Below are 20,453 nucleotides of genomic sequence, written 5' to 3' on the forward strand. Positions count from 1 at the left end.
ATTTCCCGCACTGGATGGACTGTTGAAACGCCGCCGGCTTGCCGGCGGCGATTTCATTTGAGGCGCGCCGTCAGTGGGGCGTTCCTCGTCTCAAGCAAAGCAGCGCGCTTTCCAACTCGGCGGGCGGAATGTTGCCGATCGGCCCCTTCAGCCGCGCCGCGCAAGGGCGCGTTTGAGGGCCTCGACCGACGCGGGCGGCGCGAAGGCCGAGACGTCGCCGCCAAGCGACGCGATCTGGCGCACGAGCGTGCCGCTGATGTGGCGCAGCCCCGGCGCGGCGGGCAGGAAAAGCGTGTGAACCTCCGGCGCGAGCGTTCCGTTCGTCCCGGCCATCTGCATTTCGTAATCGAAATCCGTTCCATCGCGCAGGCCGCGCAGGATGGCGCAGGCCCCGCAGGCGCGGGCGGCTTCGACCACGAGGCCGTCGAAGCTCGTCACCTCTATCGCGCAGGGCCGCGAAAGCTCGAAATCCTCGCAAGCCTCGGCGATGACCGCCGCGCGCTCCTCGAAGGTCAGCCACGGCGCCTTGCCCGGATGCACCCCGATGGCGACGACGATCCGGTCGAACATCGCAGCGCCCTGCCGAATCACGTCGAGATGCCCGTAGGTCAGCGGATCGAAAGTGCCGGAATAGAGGGCGGTGTGCGCGGTCATCAGAGCGGTATAGGGGATTTTGGAAGGTTGCGCGAGACGCTCGCCCCCTCTCCCCGCACGCGGCAAAAGTGGGGGCACGCGCGGGGGCCGGCCGCCTATTCCTCCGCAGCCCCCTCCTCACCCTCGCCCACATCGCCAATATGCTCGACCGACACGACGCGCTCGTCCTCGGCGGTGTTGAACACGATCACGCCCTGCGTGCTGCGGCCGGCGATGCGGATGCCGTCGACCGGGCAACGGATGAGCTGGCCGCCATTGGTGACGAGCATGATCTCGTCGCCCTGCCCCACCGGGAATGAGGCGACGAGCTTGCCGTTGCGGGCGTTGACCGCCATGGCGACGATGCCTTTGCCGCCGCGTCCGGTCGTGCGGTATTCATAAGATGACGTGCGCTTGCCGTAGCCGTTTTCGGAGACGGTCAGGATGATCTGCTCCGCGACCTGCATGGCTGCGAAACGCTCGTCAGTGAGCTCCACGGCGCCCGTCGCCGCCTCCTCGGCCTCGGCGCCCGCGTCGGGCGACACGTCCTCGCCCATGCGGCGGCGAAGCGCGTTGGCGCGCTTCAGGTAGGCCGTGCGCTCTTCGCCCGTCGCCTCGAAATGATTGAGGATCGAGAGCGAGATCACCCGGTCGCCCTGCCCCAGCGACACGCCGCGCACGCCCATGGACGTGCGGCCCTGGAACACGCGAACCTCCGGCACGGCGAAGCGGATGCACTGGCCGTCGCTCGTCGTCAGCAGAATGTCGTCATGCTCGGTCGCCGTGGCGACGTCGACGATCGCTTCGCCGTCGTCGAGCTTCATGGCGATGAGGCCATTGCGGCGCACATCGACGAAATCGGAGAGCTTGTTGCGCCTCACCGTGCCGCCGGTCGTGGCGAAGATCACGTCGAGCGTGGCCCAGCTCGACTCGTCCTCGGGCAGCGGCATGATCGTGGTGATCCGCTCGCCGGGCTCCAGCGGCAGCATGTTGACGAGCGCCTTGCCCCGAGCCTGCGGCGCCGCGAGCGGCAGCCGCCAGACCTTCTCTTTATACGCCTTGCCGCGCGAGGAGAAAAACAATACCGGCGTATGCGTATTGGCGACGAAGAGGCGGTGGACGAAATCCTCCTCCTTCATCTGCATGCCGGAGCGGCCCTTGCCGCCGCGCCGCTGCGCCCGATAGGTCGAGAGCGGCACGCGCTTGATGTATCCCGCGTGCGAGACCGTGACGACCATGTCCTCGCGGGCGATGAGGTCTTCGTCCTCGACATCGCCTTCCGCGTCGCTGATCTGCGTGCGGCGCGGGGTGGCGTAGGCCTCCTTCACCGCCAGCATCTCGTCCTTAATGATGCCGAACAGCTTTTCCCGCGAGCGCAGGATTTCGAGATATTCCGCGATCTCGGCGGCGAGCTTGTTCAGGGCCTCGGCGATTTCCTCGCGGCCCAGCGCGGTGAGGCGCTGCAGGCGCAGGTCGAGAATGGCGCGGGCCTGCGCTTCCGACAGGCGGATCGTGCCATCGTGACTGAGCTTGTGGCGCGGGTCGGCGATGAGCTCGACGAGCGGCGCCATGTCCTTCGCCGGCCAGTCGCGGGCCATCAGGGCTTCGCGCGCGGCGGCGGCGTCGGGCGAATTGCGGATGAGGCGGATCACCTCGTCGATATTGGCGACGGCGATCGCAAGGCCGACCTGCAGATGCGCGTTGTCCCGCGCCTTGGCCAGGCGGAACTTGGTGCGCCGCGTGACCACCGTCTCGCGGAAATCGACGAAAGCGCGCAGCACGTCATGGAGTGTCATCAGTTCCGGCCGGCCGCCGTTCAGCGCGATCATGTTGACCGCGAAGCTCGACTGTAGCGCAGTATGGCGCCAGAGCTGGTTCAGCACGACATCGGCCACCGCCTCGCGCTTCAGCTCGACAACGATGCGCATGCCGTCGCGGTCGGACTCGTCGCGCAGATCCGCGATGCCCTCGACCCGCTTTTCCTTCACAAGTTCGGCGATGCGCTCGATCAGCGCGGCCTTGTTCACCTGATAGGGAATTTCGGTGAAGATGATCGCCTCGCGCTCCTTGCGCAGCGTCTCGATCTCGGCTTTCGCGCGCATGATGATCGAACCGCGGCCGGTGGCGTAGGCGTTGCGGATGCCCCCGCGGCCGAGGATCGTCGCCGCGGTCGGGAAGTCCGGCCCCGGCACGATCTCCATCAGCTCCGCGACGGTCATGTCCGGCTTGTCGATCAGCGCGATGGCGGCGTCGATCACCTCGCCGAGATTGTGCGGCGGAATATTCGTCGCCATGCCGACGGCGATACCGCCGGCGCCGTTGACGAGGAGGTTCGGGAAGCGCGCCGGGAGGACCGTCGGCTCGCTTTCCTTTCCGTCATAGTTGGGCTGGAAGTCGACCGTGCCTTCGTCGATGTCCTCGAGCAGCGCCAGCGCCGGCTTGGCGAGACGCGACTCGGTGTAGCGCATCGCCGCCGGCGGGTCGTTGTCCACCGAGCCGAAGTTGCCCTGCCCGTCGACGAGCATGAGCCGCATCGAGAAGAGCTGCGCCATGCGCACGAGCGCATCGTAAATCGCCGCGTCGCCATGCGGGTGATATTTACCCATCACGTCGCCGACGATGCGCGCCGACTTCACGTAGGGCTTGTCGGGCGTGTGCCCGTTTTCGTTCATCGAAAAAAGGATGCGCCGGTGCACCGGCTTCAGGCCATCGCGCACATCGGGAAGCGCGCGGCTCACGATTACGCTCATGGCGTAATCGAGATAGCTGCGCTTCATTTCATCGGCGATCGAGACCGGCCTGATGTCCGAACCGTGCTTCTCGGGGTCGTCTTTTTTCGTGTCGTCTTCGGCCAAGGGCGCGCCAATCCGAAAGGAGCTTTTTTACCTCACAGGGGTATAGGCGATTCGGCCCGCCCGCGCCAGCAAGACTGGCATATGATCACTATTTAAAAACAGATATTTATGCCGCTGTTTACGCAATTCTGGGGATAGATGCGCCAAAGACCCGCGCGATTTCGCTTCAGCGGTCTGATTCCCTGCATTTCGCCAGCGGCGCGCGGTCCAGCAGAAAGACGCTGTCGTCGCTTTTGCCCTGGACGACTTTGCCCTCTTTTTCGATCGCGAAGGCGCCGTCTTCCACGCTGAAAAAATCTTTCTCGCCTTCGAAAACCAGGCGTTTCGCCTCGACTTTGAGCCGTCCGTCGGGGAGCGGCGTCAGTTCGAGTTCTCCGCCGTCGGCTTCGAGAAAGCAGTGGAATCCGCCCGCCCGCTCTTCGCAATAGGCGTGACCGCCGTACCACTCCTGCGAAGCCTTGCGCTTTACGCCCACGCCCAGCTCGAAGCGGCTGGCGCTGGCCGGCTTGCCGTCTTCGCCGGTCTTGGACATCGCCAAAGTCATGCGCGTGATCTGCTGGGCGGGATGCGCCTTCAGATGCGCGCTGTCATAGGCGCGAGCGTAACAGGGCGCCTCGCCCTTTAGCGGCGTGAAGGCGTCGTCGAAAGGAGCGCTCCAGGCCTCGCCAGAATTGGCGAGACAGCAGTTCGCCAGAAAAAGAATCGTTGCCGCCTTCTTCATTCGCCTGCCCTTCGAACTGAACGAAACTGGGCGATTGTAGGCGCGTACGCCTCTGCGAGCTTGTGCGCATGAGCACAATGCGCGCCTACTTCCTTTTCGTCCGGGATTTCTTCGCGTCCGCCACTCGCGCGGCGTCGAGCGCCAGCGCCGCCCAGCGGCGAAACTCGCGTTCGTCCTCCAGCGCCTCGTGCGGCAGGCGCCAGTAGGAAATTGTCACGGGCCCGTTTTTGCCCTGATAGACGAAAGGACTGGAGCCGGCCGCCTCGAATTGCGGCGTCGTTTCCTTGTCCGCCTTCAAATAAATTTCGCCGTCGGTTTCGATCGCGAAGAAAAGCCCGTCGGCGTAAATTCCGTGGCCGCCGAACATGCGTTTGACCTTGACCGGACCAAGGGGCGCGAAAAGCTCCTCGATCCGGTCGCGGTCCATTTGATCAGCCTCCGGCTGCGCGCAGCGCCCTGCCGGCGTTGATCGCGGCGGAGGTCGCCGCTTCGTCGCCCGGCTCGATGAGGCCAAAGACGTCAGCTTCGGCAGTCGCTTCATTTACCGGCGCCGGCGGCGCGTTTTCAACGCCGGGCTCGCCCATTTCGGCCTTCGGTTCCCCCGCCGCGACCCCTTCGGAAGCGGCGCCCGGCAGGGTGCGCGTCGTGCGCATCGCCCTCGACAGGTCGACCGACGGCGTTTCCGGCTCGGGACCCGAACGACGCATCTTCATCGCGAGCTTCTTGAGAGCGGAAACCGGTTCGTCGGCGCCCTCCACGGCGGCCGGTTTGCCCTCGACCTTTTTGACGATCGGCGCGGGCGACGCCTTATCGTCTGAGCCCTTGCCCGCCGACCGCAGGCTGGTGAACTTGCCGAGCAGGACGCTGACCGCCGATTTTTCCCGAGGCGCCCTCGATTTCGGTGTGACGCCCGACTCGACCTTGGACGCCGCCAAATCTCCGGCCGCCTGCGTCGGCGCGGCAACCGATTTATCCTCTTTGGCGGCGAACCGCGCGTGCAGCGTCGGCAGCAGGCGGGCGAAGAGCGAAGGCCTCGCTTCCGCGGACATCGCGGGCGCTTCCTTCTCCGGCGCAGGCGTCTCGACCCGGGCGGTTTTCGCCGGAGCAGACGCCGCCTCGGCCGCGGACCGCTTGCGTCTCATCCAGACCAGGACGCTGCCGATCGCGGCGACCGCAAACAGGCCCACCTTCCAGAGCTTGGCGATGAGGATCAGAATCGTCACCGCGACTGGCGCTTTCGGGGCCTCCGCCTCTACCGGGGCGATGGGCGCGATCGATTTTGCGGAGACGTCGCGAGTCAGGAGATCGGCGGCGGCGTAAGGCGCAACCTTGTCGGCAGCGAGATCGACCTCCTCATAGGCCTTGCCGCGGTCGTATACGATTGTCTCGACGAGCGCGGCGGCTTCGCCCTTCAGGCGTTCGGCCTGCTCCCCGCCATCGGCGAGACTGACCTTGATCGCGCCCTGCCGGCCTAGCGCCCAAGCCTCGCAATTGAAGAAGCGATCGGCGCCGCCCGGCTCGGTCTGCGTCTCGATGCTCACGCAGGCCGAGAGCCGCTTGCGGGCGTCGAGCGCCGGCGGAGTCAGCCAGCCGCCGAGCGTCACTGGCGGCTGACCCACGCCGCCGCGCTGCGCATTCACTTCCGGGAGGCTCGCTTCGAAGGCGGCGAGGAGCTTCTCGGGCTGCAACGCCTCGGGCTCGCTTGCCTTGATGTAGCCGTCATCGAGAAGCTCGACGGTCGCGAGCCAATCCAGCTTGTCCACACCCGGCGCAACAAGCCCCTGCGCGCCCGAACGCAGGTCGAGCCCCGCCTCCCTGGCGATCTTGCGCGCCGGCTCCAGCGGGATGAAGACACGGCCCGCAGGCAACCACATGGTGGCGCGATCGGCGATACGGACTTCGGCCGGCCCCTTGACTCCTTCCGCGAACAGCGCGGCAATACGGGCTTCCGCCGCGGCAGTCTGATCCTGCGCGGGCTCGCCCGGCGCTGGCGCCTGAGCCGCCGTCGCATTGTCGTTCGCAGCGGGCGGCGCGACTTTCGGCTCGATCGTGGCCTGTTCGGCGGCGGACGTCGGAGATTCAGCCGCGGGCGGCTGCTCAGAGGCCTGCGCAGCGCTCGCGACCGGCGTCGCGCCAGCTTGCAGGGCCGGCTTCAGACCGGGAACCAGAGCGGGGTCCTCGGTTGACGCGCTCTGCAACTGAAGCTTCGCCGAAGGCTGCCCGGCGCCGACGAGCGATTTCTGTGTCGGGTGCTCGGTCATCAATGGCGGCCGCATGGTCGCCGCAATGGGCTCGGGAGCCGCGGCCTCCGCCTCCGCCTGCGCCTGCAGGGGCTCGGGCGTCTCGCCTCCTGCCTTGGACGCTTCCTTGTTCTCGGGAGCCGGCGGGTTGATGGGCGTCTCGCTCGCGACTGCCGCTTCGGCGGGCGGCGGGGCGTCGGTCAAAGGCTGCCCGCCTGGGGCCGTCTCCGCCTCGGGCTCGGGCGCGGCCTGCGCGATGGGTTGCTCCGGCGACGGAGCCGGCGCCGCCATAGGCGTTGTCGCCGCCGGCCGGACCGGCTCCACGGTCTTGGGAGGCTCGACCGTCTTTGCGGCTTCCCGCATTTTGACGGGCGCCGACATCTTGGCGGGCTCCACGACCTTTACAGGACCGACCCGCCTCGCCGGCTCGCCGCCCCTGACGACGTCGGCGCCCGGCGACACGCCGGGTTCCGTAAGGTAAACGCTCTTTTTCACCGGCCGCATCGGCGGCATTTCGTAGATGATCTCTTGCGTCTCCTCCTGGGACGGCGGCGTGATCTCCTGAACCACCTCTCCACGGACGCGCCTGCCATCCCGCGTCCACCCTTCGGATGGGACAAGGGAAAGAGCTGCAATCAAGGCGAGACTCGACGCGGCAACGGGCGGTTTTGGAAACAACATCGAACGACTCCACGGCGCATGAACCAACGCTCGCCGGAAGCTTGACTATTGATGTTGAAGAAAAAGCTATATGGCGACGGTTTGGCTGATGAAACCAATCATCAGGGTTAACGCCGGCTTTACGCGTCGCCGCCTGGCTTGCGTTATCGTGTCGCGGGCGCAAATCGCGGACGGAAACGGACGCGGTCTTTACTTTACAACCCTTGGTGACATTTACATACTTTGCGCGTGTTGCTCGCACGGAGGTGCGGGGAACGGGCACGCAATTGTCAAGACTGAGACGGGAGGACGTTTGTCATGTCGAAATTCATGAAGTCCGCTTTGTTAGCCGCGCTTACCGGAGGATTTTTGTTTGCTGCGACATCGGCGAGTTCGGCCGGTCCCTTGAGCGTCGCCAATCCGCAGGACGAGGGGTTATCGTCGTCGCTGATCCAGAAGGTTGCTCATTACAATCCGCCGGGTGGAAAGAAGTGCCTGAAGTGGACCCGTCGCTTCAATCCGTCTCACGGGTTTGGCCACCGTCGTTGCGTGCACTGGAAATAATGACCGGGATTTACCTCGGGTAAGCAAATATCGCTAAACGGTCCCCCCGCCCGCGGGGGGATTTCTTTTTAAGTCGAGATTTTGGTCAGACGCTCGCGAGCCCGACGCGACTGGGGTCCGCCGGCTTCAACTCGACGCTTTCGCCGCAGCCGCAAGCTGAGGTCTGGTTCGGGTTCTCGAAGACGAAGGTCGAGGAGAACTGCGTCGTCTTCACATCCATTGTCGTGCCGAGAAGATAAAGCACCGCCTTCGCATCGACGATGACGCGGGCGCCGTCGGTCTCTATGACCTCGTCGCCCTTCTGCGGCTCGGCGATCTCCATCTTGTAGGACATGCCGGCGCAGCCCCCCTTTTCCACCGACACGCGCAGACCGGCGCCGGCGGCCGCATTCGCCAATAATCCGCGCACGCGCTCGGCGGCGGCGGGGCTCACGGTCATAACGCTCAGTTTCGGCAAAGCCATTTTGGCCTCTCTCTCAGTAATTCGCCCACAAGCCCGGCGTCGCCAGTTCGACCAGGTTGGCGTCGGGATCGCGGAAATAGATGCTCTCTCCGCCCGCCGGCCATTTCATCCGCGCTTCGATCTCGACGCCTGCGGCCGACAAACGCGCCTCCCACGCGGCAAGCTCATCCGCGCCGATCGCAAAGGCGACATGCAAGCGCCCGTTCCCGTCATGCGACGGTATTCGCCCGCCGGGGAGATCGATCGTCTCCAGCGTCTCGCCGCGCTGAAAGAGAAGCAGCACGCTTCCCGGCCCACAATCTAGCGCCCACATGCGCTTGTCCTGCACCATCGGCGCGAGGCCGAGCGTCTCGGCGTAGAAGCGCCCCGCTCGCGCCATGTCCTCGACGTAGAGTGACGTTTCCAGCACGCCTTTCGGCTTCAGTCGCGGCGCGGTCATCGCGCCCTCCTCTCACCACATGTCGAGCGCGACTCTCGCCTCGTCCGACATCCGGCTTTGATCCCACGGGGGATCGAACACCATATTGACTTTCACGTCGCTGACGCCGGGGACGGCGCTCACCGCGTTCTTGACCCATATGGGCATTTCGCCCGCGACAGGACAGCCCGGAGCGGTCAGCGTCATGTCGATTTCAACCACGCCGTCATCGGAAATATCGACCCGGTAGATGAGTCCGAGTTCGTAGATGTCGGCGGGAATCTCCGGGTCGTAGACCGTCTTGAGCGCCTTGACGATGTCGGCCGTCAGGCGCTCGGAGTCTTCGGAAACGGCCGGCGCCGCCGTCGCCGTAGCGGTCTCGCCGGTGTTGAGAGCCTCTTCCATCATGAGCACGCCAGTCTCCTCACGAGAAAAGTTTCTGAGCCTTAAGCAAAGCCTCGGCCAGCCGATCGACCTCCTCGCGCGTGTTGTAAAGCGCAAAGGAGGCGCGGCAGGTCGAGGTCACGCCGAAATGCGACAGCAGCGGCATGGCGCAATGCGTGCCGGCGCGCACCGCGACGCCCGAACGGTCGATGATCGTCGCAATGTCGTGCGCGTGCGCAGCCGCCATGTCGAAAGAAAGGATCGGCCCCTTGTCCGGCGCGCGGCCGAAAATGCGGAGCCCCTCGATCTCCGAGAGACGCTGATGCGCATAGGCCGTGAGGCCCGCCTCATAGGCGCGGATCGCGCCGCGGCCGATTCTTTCCATATAATCCAGCGCCGCAGCCAGTCCGACCGCCTGCGCGATCGGGGGCGTGCCGGCCTCGAAGCGATGCGGCGGCGCGTTGTAGGTCACGGTGTCGCGCGTGACGGTCTCGATCATCTCGCCGCCGCCGGCAAAGGGCGGCAGATTTTCGAGCCACTTCCGTTTGCCGTAAAGCGCGCCAATGCCCGTGGGCCCGTAAAGCTTGTGTCCCGTGACGATGTAGAAATCGACATCCAGCGCGCGAACGTCGACATCGAGATGCACCGCGCCCTGCGAACCGTCGACGACCAGCGGAACGCCATGCGCATGGGCGATGCGCGCGACCTCCGCAATCGGCGTCGGCCACGCAACCACATTGGACATATGCGTCATCGTGACGATCTTCGTTCGCTCGGTGAACATGTTCCGGAAGGCGTCGAGATCGAAGCGCCCGTCCTCGTCCACCTCGATCCATTTCAGCACGGCGCCCTTGCGTTCGCGCAGGAAATGCCAGGGAACGATGTTTGAGTGATGCTCCGTGAGCGAGAGGATGATCTCGTCGCCCTCGCCTATGTGCGCGAGCCCGTAGGATGCGGCGACGAGATTCAGCGCCTCGGTGGCGCCGCGCGTGAAGATGATCTCGTCCGTCGACTCGGCGTTGAGAAAGCGCCGCATGGTCTCGCGCGCGCCCTCATAGGCGTCCGTCGCCGCGTTGGCGAGGTAATGCAGGCCGCGATGGACGTTGGCGTATTCGTGCTCGTAGAAATGCGTCAGCCGCTCGATCACCGCGCGCGGCTTCTGCGCCGAGGCGGCATTGTCGAGATAGGCGAGCGGCTTGCCATAGGGATGCTCCGCGAGAATTGGGAAATCCGGGCGGATCGCCTCCACGTCATAGGCTGTTTCGGGAGGACGCACTGCGTGAGCGATCTGGTTCATCGCGTAATCCTCCGCGACAGCCACGCCGATATTCTCTCCGCGAAAAACGCTTGCAGCGCGTCGTCGTCGAGTCCCTCCATCGCCTCATTGGCGAAGGCCTCGATCAGGAGCGCCTCGGCCTCGCGGCGAGGCAGCCCGCGCGCCATGAGATAGAACAGCTGATCCTTGTCGAGCCGGCCGCACGTCGCGCCATGGCTGCATTGCACGTCGTCCGCAAAGATTTCCAGCTCGGGCTTGTTGTTCATCGTCGAGCCGTCGGAGAGGAGCAAGCCCTTCGACTGCATGGCGCCGTCGGTCTTCTGCGCGCCGGGACGCACGACGATCCTGCCCTGAAACACGCCGACGCTCTGTTCGTCGAGAATGTTGCGGAAGCGCTCGCGGCTCTCGCCATTCGGTTTGGCGTGATCGACGACGAGAGTCGTGTCCGCATGTTGCCGGCCCCGTGCGAGCGTCGCGCCATTCAACGCGATATGCGCCCGTTCTCCGTCGAGCCGCGCGAAAATTTGGCGACGCAGCAGCCCGGCGCCCTCGATGAGCGCGTAAGATTTTACTGTCGCGCCTTCGTCGAGATGCGCGAGGAGGCTCAGCACGCGCACGGCCTGCTCGGCGGCCCCCGAGACGTGGCTGACGAGATCGAGCGCGGCGCCGGCCGCCAGCCGCAAGATCAATGTTTGATTGTCCTGCGCGGGCGCATTTGCGAGCGCCCCGACTGTCTCGATGAGCGTCGCGCGCGCGCCCTTGCCGACGAGCGCGAGCGAACGCGAAAATGTCGATTGCGCAGCGTCCGTAGAGACGAAACTTGCGAGCTCGATCGCACGCTCGATCACGGCGCCGGGCGCAATGCGCAGCACCACGCCGTCCTGCATCAGGGCAGCGTTGAGCGACACCATCGCGTCGTCGGCGCCGACGTCGGCGCTCGCCAGCGCGTCCATGACCTGTGGATCGCTTTGCGCGAGCGCGTCGCGCAGCGACTGGGCGACGACGCCTTCCGGCAGGCGGGCGACGTCGGAAAGATCGGGACGAAACACGCCGTCGAGGATTACCAGACGCAGCGAGTCGTGCGCCCGCTCCAGCGACGGCGCGGCGCGGGAGGCGGCGGCGATGGGCGCGGGCTTCGCCAACGCGGCCTTGATATCGGTGTAATGCCACGCCTCTACGCGGCGGTTCGGCAGGCCTTTGCGCGAGAAGTCGTCCCACGCCGCTTCGCGCAGACGCGGCGCGCCCTTTTCGCGCATTTCCTCGTAGAAGGAGGAGAGCGCCGCCTCGGCTTCTGTCGCGAGCTTCACCATCGGGCTACGCCGCCTCTTCCGCAATGTAGTCCTGATAGCCGCGCTCTTCGAGTTCGAGCGCCAGCTCCGGCCCGCCGCTGCGCTGGATGCGGCCTTGCGCCATCACATGCACCGTATCCGGCTTGATGTAATCGAGCAGCCGCTGATAATGCGTGATGACGAGGAAGGAGCGCTCCGGCGAGCGCAGCGCGTTGACGCCCTCCGACACGACGCGAAGCGCGTCGATGTCGAGCCCCGAGTCGGTCTCGTCGAGGATGCCGACGCGCGGTTCGAGCAGGGCCATCTGCAACACTTCCATGCGCTTCTTCTCGCCGCCAGAGAAGCCGGAGTTCAACGGACGGCGAAGCATTTCCTGAGAGACGCCGAGCCTGGCGGAAGCCTCGCGCACGCGCTTCATGAAGTCGGGCGTCTGCAATTCCGGCTCGCCGCGCGACCGGCGCTGGGCGTTCATCGCCGCCTTGAGAAAGGTCATGGTCGCGACGCCGGGAATTTCGACCGGATATTGGAAGGCGAGAAACAGGCCGCGCGCGGCGCGCTCATGCGGCTCGAGTTCGAGAATGTTCTCGCCGTTGAGCAACACCTCGCCCTCGGTGATTTCATAGCCTTCGCGGCCCGCGATCACATAGGAGAGCGTCGACTTGCCGGTGCCGTTCGGCCCCATGACGGCCGCGACCTCGCCGGATTTTATGGTCAGCGTAAGACCCTTCAGGATTTTCCTGTCGCCGACCGAGACGTGGAGATTCTTGATTTCGAGCATTATGCGAGTCCTAGCCAGATGGGAGATGGGCGCAGGCGCGCTAGAGAACTTCCGGTATGCGGCGACGCGTATGCAGGTAGCGAAGAATTTCCACGTAGTCGGGATGCACGCGATAGAAGACCGCCCAAGAGCCCGCCAGAGTGCTGCGAACGTCGTCTCCGAGCTCCTTTCGTAGACGCCCGATCGCGGGGCTCCTGGCCACAAGTTCCGATTTTGCCACGAGCAGATCGAAGATCCGATCCGCGGCAGTCTCGTTGTCCTTTGCGATGAAGTTCCATATCTCGATCAGGTCCTGCTCGGCGCGCGCGGAGCGGCGAAGCTGCATCACCGCTTACGCGCCATGAAAACGACGGCGCGCCTCCGCGCGAATGTCTTCGAAACTCTCGAAACGTCCGGGACCGCTTTCGATCCCTTCTTTGACGAGGCGCCGCAACTCTTCCACGCCGATCGCATCGGCCTGTCTCTGGGCCCGCCACTGCTCGACGGCGCCGAGAAGCGCATCACTTTCAGTCGCGTATTCGCCGCGTTCAACGGCGGCCGATACTTCCGCCGCAAGGTCGTCCGGGAGAGAAAGTTGAACCAGATGCCCGCTCATTGCGTGCTCCGCATCGTGACGGTTCTATCGAACCAGTAGCCTTTCATAGCCGCGCCGCTTGTCATCACCCCACGCTCCCCTCGAGCGAAATCGAGATCAGTTTCTGGGCCTCGACAGCGAATTCCATCGGCAACTGCTGCAGCACCTCGCGCACGAAGCCGTTGACGATCAGCGCCGTCGCTTCCTCCGCCGAGAGGCCGCGTTGCATGGCGTAGAAAAGCTGATCATCCGAAATCTTCGACGTCGTCGCCTCGTGCTCGAATTGCGCGCTCGGGTTTTTCGACTCGATGTAGGGAACCGTATGCGCGCCGCAGTCATGGCCGATCAGCAGACTGTCGCATTGGGTGAAATTGCGCGCCCCTTCCGCCTTGCGATGCGCGGAGACTTGCCCACGATAGGTGTTCTGCGACTTGCCGGCGGAAATGCCCTTCGAGACGATGCGGCTCTTCGTGTTCTTGCCGAGATGGATCATCTTCGTGCCGCTGTCGACCTGTTGATGACCATTCGACACGGCGATCGAATAGAACTCGCCTTGCGAATTGTCGCCGCGCAGGATGCAGGACGGATATTTCCAGGTGATCGCCGAACCGGTCTCCACCTGCGTCCACGAGATGTGCGAGTTGCGGCCGCGGCAATCGCCGCGCTTGGTTACGAAATTGTAAATGCCGCCCCTGCCCTCGCTGTCGCCGGGATACCAGTTCTGCACGGTGGAATATTTGATCTCCGCGTCATCCAGCGCGATCAGCTCCACCACCGCCGCATGAAGCTGGTTTTCGTCGCGCTTGGGCGCCGTGCAGCCTTCGAGATAGCTCACGTATGAGCCCTCGTCCGCAATGATCAGCGTGCGCTCGAACTGCCCCGTCTTCTGCTCGTTGATGCGGAAATAGGTGGAAAGCTCCATCGGGCAGCGCACGCCCTTCGGCACATAGACGAAGGAGCCGTCCGAGAAGACGGCGCTGTTCAGCGTCGCGTAGAAATTGTCCGTCACCGGCACGACGGAGCCGAGATATTTTCGCACCAGTTCGGGATGAGTCTGCACGGCCTCGGAGATCGGGCAGAAGATCACGCCGGCCTTGGCCAGCTCTTCCTTGAAGGTCGTCGCGACGGAGACCGAATCGAACACGGCGTCCACGGCGACCTTGCGCGTCTCGACGCCGGCGAGAATTTCCTGCTCGCGCAGCGGAATGCCGAGCTTCTCATAGGTGCGCAGCAGTTCGGGATCGACCTCGTCGAGCGACTTCGGCCCCGGCGTCGATTTCGGCGCCGAGTAGTAATAGAGGTCCTGATAGTCGATCGATGGGTAATGAACCCGCGCCCAGTTCGGCTCGCTCATGGTGAGCCAGCGGCGATAGGCTTCAAGCCGCCATTCGGTCAGCCATTCCGGTTCGTTTTTCTTGGCGGAGATGAAGCGAACGATGTCTTCGCTGAGGCCTTTTGGGGCCTTCTCCGACTCGATGTCGGTCGTAAACCCGTACTTATAGGCGTCGACGTCGATGGACTCGACGCGCGCAACGGTCTCCTGACGAGCCGCCATTTCTCTTTCTCCTCGTCACGACGGGTTCAAGGCCCGCCGGCCGATCGGTCCGCCGTTCTAGGCGATGGATCGCCGCGACCTCAATCGGTGCACGACTTTCGCAAGAACCATTCCAAACTGTTCTACATCCTCTTTGCGCGAAGACCAACCCAGACTGACGCGCAAAGCTACTTTTTCTGTCGCCCCCATCGCCGCAAGGACGTGGGATTCCCGCACTTTCCCCGACGAACAGGCCGAACCGCTCGACACCGCAACCCCTTCGAGATCCAGCGACATCAGCAGCGTCTGGGCGCTGAGGCCGGGAATCGCGAAAGCGCTCGTGTTCGCCGTCCGGGGGGCTTCCGCCCCGAAAAACCGCGTTTCCGGCGCGATTTGCGCGATCTGCGATTCGATCAGGCCGCGCAATTCGCCGAGTCGCGGATTTTCCTTGCCCGTCGCCGAGAGCGCCGCCTCGAAAGCCGCCGCAAAGCCGGCGATCGCGGCGACATTCTCTGTTCCTGCACGGCGGCCGAACTCCTGCCCGCCGCCGCGTAAGAGCTTGTCGGATATGTGGAGTTCGTCGCGCGCGACGGCAAGCGCCCCGGCCCCCGCAGGCCCGCCGAGCTTGTGAGAGGAAAAGAACAAAAGATCAGCGCCAGTTGTCGCAAATGTCGTCTCGATCCGACTGATCGCCTGCGTCGCATCGCAAATCAGCACGCCGCCCGCCGCATGGACACGCTCGGCCGCCTCCCGGACCGGCTGGATGACTCCGGTTTCATTATTGACGAGTTGCAACGCAAGCATCAGGCGCTTGCCGGAGTGGCGGGCGAGCGCGGCGTCGAGTGCGTCCAGCGAAAGCTGACCCCGGGGCGTGAGTGGGACCGATTCCACCGCCGAGGAGGGGAAACGATGGCCCTGCAGCACCGCCACGTGCTCACCCGCGCCCACGAGCAACAGGTCGAACGGCGCGGTCTCCTTCCCCCGCTGGAGCATTGGCGTCAGCGCCAGATTGGCGGCCTCGGTCGCGCCGCTGGTGAAGGTGACATTGCGCGGCGCCGTCCCGATTCCCTGCGCGATTCGGCTCCGGGCGCTCTCCAGCAGCGCCTTGGCCGCCCGACCCTCGGCGTGGACAGAGGACGGATTGCCGAGCGTCTCCATCGCCGCAAGCGCCGCCTCCCGCGCCTCGGGACGAAGGGGTGATGTGGCGTTGTGGTCGAGATAGATGCGCATCATGCGGGAGATTTAGCCGCTGGCGCCGCAATATGGGAGAGGCCGCCCTCGCCCCATCAGGAAAAACGCAGGCGCCGCCCCAGCCAGAACCCGAGGCGCTGCGCCAGCATCGCGAGCCCGAGCAGGCCGGCCAGCGAGGCGAAAATCGCATTGGCCGCCGTGACGGCGAGCGCTCCCAGCCCGAGCGCCGAACGCCCGAGCGTAGCGAGGATGGCGCGGGTCTTGCCCCCCTTCACGGCCGCGAGGCGGGCCGCCTTCCGCACTTGCGCGCCGTCTTCCGCGAGGGCGAGAACCTGCTTTGCGCCACGCGCCCCGGCCTGACGGTAGAGAACCGCCGCGTCTTCGCCAAGCGCGCGGAACGTCGCCAGAGCGCCCGGCCGCACGACGCGCGCAGCCGCAGCGCGGCTTGCGGCAAGATCGAGCTTCGCCGCAGCGGCAAGCCCGGCTGTGAGCGCTTCGCGGTCGATCGCCCTGGCGGCCGTTCGGGTCAGGGCCAACGCCAAAGGGCGCGTCAGGCGCCCCGTCTTCTGAGCGGTCTTGACCAGGGTCAATCCCCCACGCGCCGGCAACACCGCGCCGATGCTGCTCCAGGCGGCCGCGCTTAGCACGAGACCCGTGGCGGCGAGGCCGATCACCAGCTCGTCCGCCTTCTCGCCCCGCGCGAGCTTCGCCGCCTCGTTCCAAAGGTCGCGGGCGTCGCCGTAGCCTGTAAGATCACCCGCCAGCGCGCCGGCGAAAGCGGCGCCGCTGTCGCGATCGCCATGGACGAAGCCCTCTGCAAATTCCTCGAGAGCTTTGTCGCCGGCGCCCGCGCGCAATTCCTCGAGCCGCGCTTTTTGGGCAGGGCTTGGGGCAAGCCCGCGCTCGGAGCCGAGATCGATGAAACTCGCCGCCAGATCCTCGTCTCGCGATGCAAGCGCCGCATCGAGTTCCTCGGAAAAGCGTGCGGGCGTCAGGGACTTGTCGAGCTGCGCGTCAGTCAGGGCCGCGGGATCGTCGGCCGAACGAATCATCCGCCAGCCATCAAGGGCGGGGCTGAAATTGATCGTCGTCAGCACAAGGAGCGCGACGGTGAGAAAGCTCAACGAAACGAGGATGAGTTTCCGGGCCATGCGTAAGATGTGGGGGCCGCGCGGGAGCCGCGGTAGTCCCCCGACAGATCCGGTCGGACAGGCGTTCGATTGAAAGGTCAGTTCAGCCATCATTGGCCGGCGTCCCGAAAAAAGCCGCCGCCTGCTCACGTCAGGCGACGGCTGTCCTGTTTCGGCTGTTACGCAGGCGGCCCGAGCGCTTTACTTGTTCGTCACCCTAAACACGCTCGTAGACGTCGCGTTTTCTCTCGTAAACACATAAACATTCGTGTTTACCGACAGATAGTTCAGAAACACATTCGCAAAGCCGGACCCCAGCGAGGCGACATTCGCGGTCGAAATCGTCCGGAGGTCGATCTGTGTCCAGCGGTCGACGCTCCCGATCGGCGCAGCCGGGTCGAACGCAAACGTCCATACCTTGAACCCAGTGGGGAAATTCATCGTGTATGTCGTTTTCATCATTGAAACCAGCATTCTTCCGGGAAGCGACTGCGGAAGGCCCACCATTGCGACGGTCGGCGCCGGGCAAACATTGTTTAGCCCGGTGGCCGGATTCAAAATCTTGCAGTCAGCGAGGACCGTCTGCCCGGCAGCCGGGAGCAACTCTTTCGAAACGATGGCGCCCGTGGGGCCCAGGATTGTTATCGCGGCCTTTGGCGGGAGCGTTGTCGGGGAAGTCAGGGAAGAAGCGTTGGTTATCGCATAAAATTGCTGCGTTGCGGCCGTCGCTGGTGACGCGGGGCCAAAAGTGTAGTTCAGAGCCCAGCCGGCAGGCGGAGTGGCGACGTAACCTGCAAGCGCCGAGTCATTTGCGGCAAAGAGTTTCGTCTTTCTCACGCCTGCCGCCTGCGCGGCGCAGGTCATCAGCAGCAAGCCAGACACGACGACAAAGCGCATTTTCATCACAAGCCCCCTCAATTTGAAAATATTTCTGTTGCGGTCACCAAGGCGGGGCCCAAAAGCGGAAAAAGCCGACTCGGCTCGGTCCCAAGGCCCACGCGCTCCCGGAGTCTGCCACACCCCAGCTACGCTTTAAAGTGGCCCCCGATGCGGCTCGCTTACTGATCTGCCGATGACGAAATTCCTTGCAATTCACACGCCCCCGCGTGCTAGAACGCGCGCCTGCCCTTTTTCCACAGGGATTTCCAAATGCCCGAAGTCATCTTCACCGGTCCGGCCGGCCGGCTGGAAGGCCGGTTCCATCAGTCCGCCACCCGCGGGGCGCCGATCGCGATCGTGCTGCATCCGCATCCCCAGTTCGGCGGGACGATGAACAACCAGATCGTCTACCATCTCTATTACGCCTTCGCGGAACGAGGCTTTTCCGTGCTGCGGTTCAATTTCCGGGGCGTTGGCCGCTCGCAGGGCTCTTTCGACCACGGCTCGGGCGAACTCTCCGACGCCGCCGCCGCGCTTGACTGGGCGCAAGCCGTCAACCCCGAGGCGCGCGCCTGCTGGATCGCCGGCGTCTCTTTCGGGTCATGGATCGGCATGCAGTTGCTCATGCGCCGGCCGGAGATCGAGGGTTTCGTCTCGGTCGCCCCGCCGGCGAACAGATTCGATTTCTCCTTCCTCGCGCCCTGCCCGTCCTCGGGCCTCTTCATCCACGGCGACCAGGACCGCGTGGCGCCTCTGAAGGAAGTGACGGGGCTGATCGAGAAGCTCAAGACCCAGAAGGGCATCGTCATCGAGCACGCGGTGGTCGAGGGCGCCAACCACTTCTTCGAGAACAAGGTCGAGCCGCTGATCGCCCATGTCGACGCCTATCTCGACAAGCGGCTGGGCAATCCGCCGCGCATCGCCATTCCCGCGCGCGGCGACTGAAGATGTCGCGAGCCTTCGGGCTCGCGATCACCCCACCTTCGCCAGAAGCCTCGGAACGATCTCTTTCTCGATCGTTTCCTCGTCGAGCGGGTCATAGGTCGACCACTCGACGACGGGTCCCGGTCCCACGACAAAAGTCGCCGGCACACCCCGGGCGCCGAGCGCGCGCTGCAGATAGGTCCGCTCGTCGGCTCCGACGGCGACGAAGGGATTTCCATGCCTCGCCAGAAAATATCTGGCGCGCTCGGGCGGATCCTTTACATCCGCGCCGTAAATCGGCGCGAGATTGCGCTTCGCCAGCGCCATCAACAGCGGATGCTCCGCCCGGCAGCTCGGGCACCAGGACGCCCAGACATTCAAAAGCGAGCGCTTCCCCGCGAGATCGGCGCTGGAGAAACCCGGCACGGGCTTGCCCTCGGCGTCGAGCAGGCCCGGTACGGCCGCAAGCTCGAACTTCCCGATCGAGAAGGGATTGAAGAGCCGCGCCGAAATATCCTTCTTCTTCCAGACATGCTCGACGACCGCGCCGCCGGCGCCCAGACCCGCGACGCCCATCGCGCCGAGCAAGAGGCTGCGTCGCGTGGCGAACCATTCGCGGGGGCGGTTCTGCGGTGGGCTATGCGTCGGCATCGAAACGGCTCCGGCTCCGCTTCGATCACTCATTGCCGAGAATGATGAATTTATCGTTGGCGAAATCTCAGACGCGCAGCTTTTCCATCAGTCGTCCGGCGCCCGCGCCAGCACGCCGCCGGGCAAGGCCGATGGCGCGCCGGTCGTTGTCGGGAATGTGAGCGGCAATCCCTCCAGAACCCGCGCGGCGAGATAGGCGAAGGCTTGCGCCTCCATGGAGTCGGCGGACCAGCCGACGGCGTCGGCCGTCGTGACCTTGCATGGCAGGCGCATCACCAGTTCGCGCACGAGTATCGGATTGCGCGCGCCGCCGCCGCAGACGATGAGCAGTTGCGGCTGGTTCGGCAAATGCGGAAAAAGCCTCAGCACGGAAGCCGCCGTGAAGGCGGTGAGCGTCGCGGCGGCGTCCTCGGTCGAGAGCTTGCTCACGGCGTCAAGCGCAAAGGCGTTGCGGTCCAGAGACTTCGGCGGCGGCTGGTCGAAGAACGGATGCGCGAGCATGCGCAACAGCGCCGCCTCGTTCACCCGCCCCCGCGCCGCCATATGGCCATGGCGGTCGATCGGCGCGCCGGTGCGCTGGAGCATCAGATCGTCGATCAGCGCATTGCCGGGGCCGGTGTCGCAGGCGATGGGCTCCTCGCCGTCGGCCACATAGGTCACATTGGCGACGCCGCCGATATTGAGCAGCGCCACCTCGCCCTTCATGCCGCCGGCCATGACGAGCGCCCGGTGAAACACCGGCACGATCGGCGCGCCCTCCCCGCCTGCGGCGATGTCGGCGGCGCGGAAATCGTAAGCCACGTCAATGCCGAGGCGGTTCGCGAGCGCCTGCCCGTCGCCGATCTGGATGGTGAGCGTCTGCTTGGGCCGATGCAGCACGGTCTGGCCGTGGAAGCCGACGATATTGACGCCGCCGGCCTCGATCGCATTATCGCGCAGGAAGGTCTCGACCGCCTCCGCATGGCGGTCTGTCACCATCTTTTCCGCGAAAGCCAGCACGCCCGGCCGCGCGTCGCGGTCCTCCAGGGTCGCAGCCTCGGCCAGCGCATTGCGCAACAGCGCGCGGTCGGGATCGGTATAGGGATAATGCCCCGTCGGCCCGAGCGTTATGGCCGCGTCGCCGTCCGTCTCGATGAGCGCGACGTCGACGCCGTCCATGGAAGTGCCGGACATGAGGCCGATTGAGCGGTAGAGGGGCAAAGGCGAATCTCCCAGTGCGACCGCAACAGATTACGCGATTTGCCCAACCGCGAGCGACGCCGACGCCCCCGGCGATCAAATTTTGGCCA

At 65.0% G+C, this 20,453-nt stretch carries 21 protein-coding genes; 3 read left to right on the forward strand and 18 right to left on the reverse strand.

Going from position 1 to position 20,453, the window contains the following annotated elements:
• Window positions 1-147: 147 nt before the first annotated feature.
• From coaD to LG047_RS01610, 5 genes are all read right to left on the reverse strand, one after another.
• Window positions 148-654, reverse strand: a complete 507-nt coding sequence (gene coaD / locus LG047_RS01590) for a pantetheine-phosphate adenylyltransferase (RefSeq protein WP_227964850.1) — start codon at window positions 652-654, stop codon at window positions 148-150.
• A gap of 95 nt (window positions 655-749) precedes the next feature.
• Window positions 750-3,488, reverse strand: a complete 2,739-nt coding sequence (gene gyrA / locus LG047_RS01595; protein ID WP_227964853.1) for a DNA gyrase subunit A — start codon at window positions 3,486-3,488, stop codon at window positions 750-752.
• Window positions 3,489-3,654: 166 nt separating this feature from the next.
• The gene (locus LG047_RS01600) at window positions 3,655-4,209 is read right to left on the reverse strand and encodes a hypothetical protein (protein WP_227964855.1); all 555 of its coding nucleotides are present in this window, start codon (window positions 4,207-4,209) and stop codon (window positions 3,655-3,657) included.
• Between the two features lie 85 nt (window positions 4,210-4,294).
• Window positions 4,295-4,636 (reverse strand): TfoX/Sxy family protein, encoded by a 342-nt coding sequence (locus LG047_RS01605; protein ID WP_227964859.1) that lies wholly within the window; start codon window positions 4,634-4,636, stop codon window positions 4,295-4,297.
• Between the two features lie 4 nt (window positions 4,637-4,640).
• Window positions 4,641-7,019, reverse strand: coding sequence for a DUF2167 domain-containing protein (locus LG047_RS01610; protein ID WP_227964862.1), 2,379 nt, complete (start codon window positions 7,017-7,019; stop codon window positions 4,641-4,643).
• A gap of 408 nt (window positions 7,020-7,427) precedes the next feature.
• Between LG047_RS01610 and LG047_RS01615 the strand changes: the two genes are divergently transcribed.
• Window positions 7,428-7,673: a hypothetical protein gene (locus tag LG047_RS01615; RefSeq protein ID WP_144259491.1), complete on the forward strand. Its 246-nt coding sequence runs from the start codon at window positions 7,428-7,430 to the stop codon at window positions 7,671-7,673.
• Between the two features lie 85 nt (window positions 7,674-7,758).
• On the opposite strand, the gene LG047_RS01620 is transcribed toward LG047_RS01615, so the two are convergent.
• The 7 genes from LG047_RS01620 to LG047_RS01650 are packed head-to-tail and all read right to left on the reverse strand — an operon-like array spanning window position 7,759 to window position 12,606.
• On the reverse strand, window positions 7,759-8,136 hold the full coding sequence (locus LG047_RS01620) for an iron-sulfur cluster assembly accessory protein (RefSeq protein ID WP_227964865.1): 378 nt from the start codon (window positions 8,134-8,136) through the stop codon (window positions 7,759-7,761).
• A 13-nt stretch (window positions 8,137-8,149) separates the two neighbouring features.
• The gene (locus LG047_RS01625; RefSeq protein WP_227964867.1) at window positions 8,150-8,575 is read right to left on the reverse strand and encodes a VOC family protein; all 426 of its coding nucleotides are present in this window, start codon (window positions 8,573-8,575) and stop codon (window positions 8,150-8,152) included.
• Between the two features lie 12 nt (window positions 8,576-8,587).
• Window positions 8,588-8,959: an SUF system Fe-S cluster assembly protein gene (locus LG047_RS01630; protein WP_227968397.1), complete on the reverse strand. Its 372-nt coding sequence runs from the start codon at window positions 8,957-8,959 to the stop codon at window positions 8,588-8,590.
• A 19-nt stretch (window positions 8,960-8,978) separates the two neighbouring features.
• Entirely contained in the window at window positions 8,979-10,235 is a 1,257-nt protein-coding gene (locus LG047_RS01635) for a cysteine desulfurase (protein WP_227964869.1), read from the reverse strand.
• Window positions 10,232-11,524, reverse strand: coding sequence for a Fe-S cluster assembly protein SufD (gene sufD / locus LG047_RS01640; protein WP_227964871.1), 1,293 nt, complete (start codon window positions 11,522-11,524; stop codon window positions 10,232-10,234). The genes LG047_RS01635 and sufD overlap by 4 nt, the downstream gene beginning before the upstream one ends.
• 4 nt (window positions 11,525-11,528) lie before the next feature.
• A complete protein-coding gene (sufC, locus tag LG047_RS01645; RefSeq protein WP_036281547.1) occupies window positions 11,529-12,281 on the reverse strand; it encodes a Fe-S cluster assembly ATPase SufC in 753 nt (250 codons plus the stop codon).
• A gap of 40 nt (window positions 12,282-12,321) precedes the next feature.
• Window positions 12,322-12,606 (reverse strand): type II toxin-antitoxin system RelE/ParE family toxin, encoded by a 285-nt coding sequence (locus tag LG047_RS01650; protein WP_227968400.1) that lies wholly within the window; start codon window positions 12,604-12,606, stop codon window positions 12,322-12,324.
• Between the two features lie 15 nt (window positions 12,607-12,621).
• Here LG047_RS01650 and LG047_RS01655 point away from each other — a divergent pair, with 15 nt between their 5' ends.
• The gene (locus LG047_RS01655; protein ID WP_227964874.1) at window positions 12,622-12,915 is read left to right on the forward strand and encodes a hypothetical protein; all 294 of its coding nucleotides are present in this window, start codon (window positions 12,622-12,624) and stop codon (window positions 12,913-12,915) included.
• Window positions 12,916-12,940: 25 nt separating this feature from the next.
• Here the strand turns inward: LG047_RS01655 and sufB are convergent, their stop codons facing one another.
• From sufB to LG047_RS01675, 4 genes are all read right to left on the reverse strand, one after another.
• Window positions 12,941-14,410 carry a Fe-S cluster assembly protein SufB gene (sufB, locus tag LG047_RS01660; protein ID WP_227964877.1) on the reverse strand — a complete coding sequence of 490 codons (1,470 nt, stop codon included), beginning with the start codon at window positions 14,408-14,410 and terminating at the stop codon, window positions 12,941-12,943.
• Window positions 14,411-14,467: 57 nt separating this feature from the next.
• Window positions 14,468-15,619: a cysteine desulfurase family protein gene (locus tag LG047_RS01665; protein ID WP_227968403.1), complete on the reverse strand. Its 1,152-nt coding sequence runs from the start codon at window positions 15,617-15,619 to the stop codon at window positions 14,468-14,470.
• A gap of 56 nt (window positions 15,620-15,675) precedes the next feature.
• Complete coding sequence (locus LG047_RS01670) at window positions 15,676-16,824, reverse strand: hypothetical protein (protein ID WP_227964879.1); 1,149 nt, start codon at window positions 16,822-16,824, stop codon at window positions 15,676-15,678.
• Window positions 16,825-16,911: 87 nt separating this feature from the next.
• The gene (locus LG047_RS01675; protein WP_227964881.1) at window positions 16,912-17,613 is read right to left on the reverse strand and encodes a hypothetical protein; all 702 of its coding nucleotides are present in this window, start codon (window positions 17,611-17,613) and stop codon (window positions 16,912-16,914) included.
• Window positions 17,614-17,859: 246 nt separating this feature from the next.
• Here LG047_RS01675 and LG047_RS01680 point away from each other — a divergent pair, with 246 nt between their 5' ends.
• Entirely contained in the window at window positions 17,860-18,534 is a 675-nt protein-coding gene (locus LG047_RS01680) for an alpha/beta hydrolase (protein WP_227964885.1), read from the forward strand.
• 27 nt (window positions 18,535-18,561) lie between these two features.
• On the opposite strand, the gene LG047_RS01685 is transcribed toward LG047_RS01680, so the two are convergent.
• Window positions 18,562-19,164 carry a redoxin family protein gene (locus tag LG047_RS01685; RefSeq protein WP_227964888.1) on the reverse strand — a complete coding sequence of 201 codons (603 nt, stop codon included), beginning with the start codon at window positions 19,162-19,164 and terminating at the stop codon, window positions 18,562-18,564.
• An 87-nt stretch (window positions 19,165-19,251) separates the two neighbouring features.
• On the reverse strand, window positions 19,252-20,364 hold the full coding sequence (locus LG047_RS01690) for an anhydro-N-acetylmuramic acid kinase (protein ID WP_227964891.1): 1,113 nt from the start codon (window positions 20,362-20,364) through the stop codon (window positions 19,252-19,254).
• Window positions 20,365-20,453: the final 89 nt, after the last annotated feature.

Source organism: Methylocystis sp. WRRC1, from assembly GCF_020733155.1.
In the GTDB taxonomy this organism is placed as follows: Bacteria; Pseudomonadota; Alphaproteobacteria; order Rhizobiales; family Beijerinckiaceae; genus Methylocystis.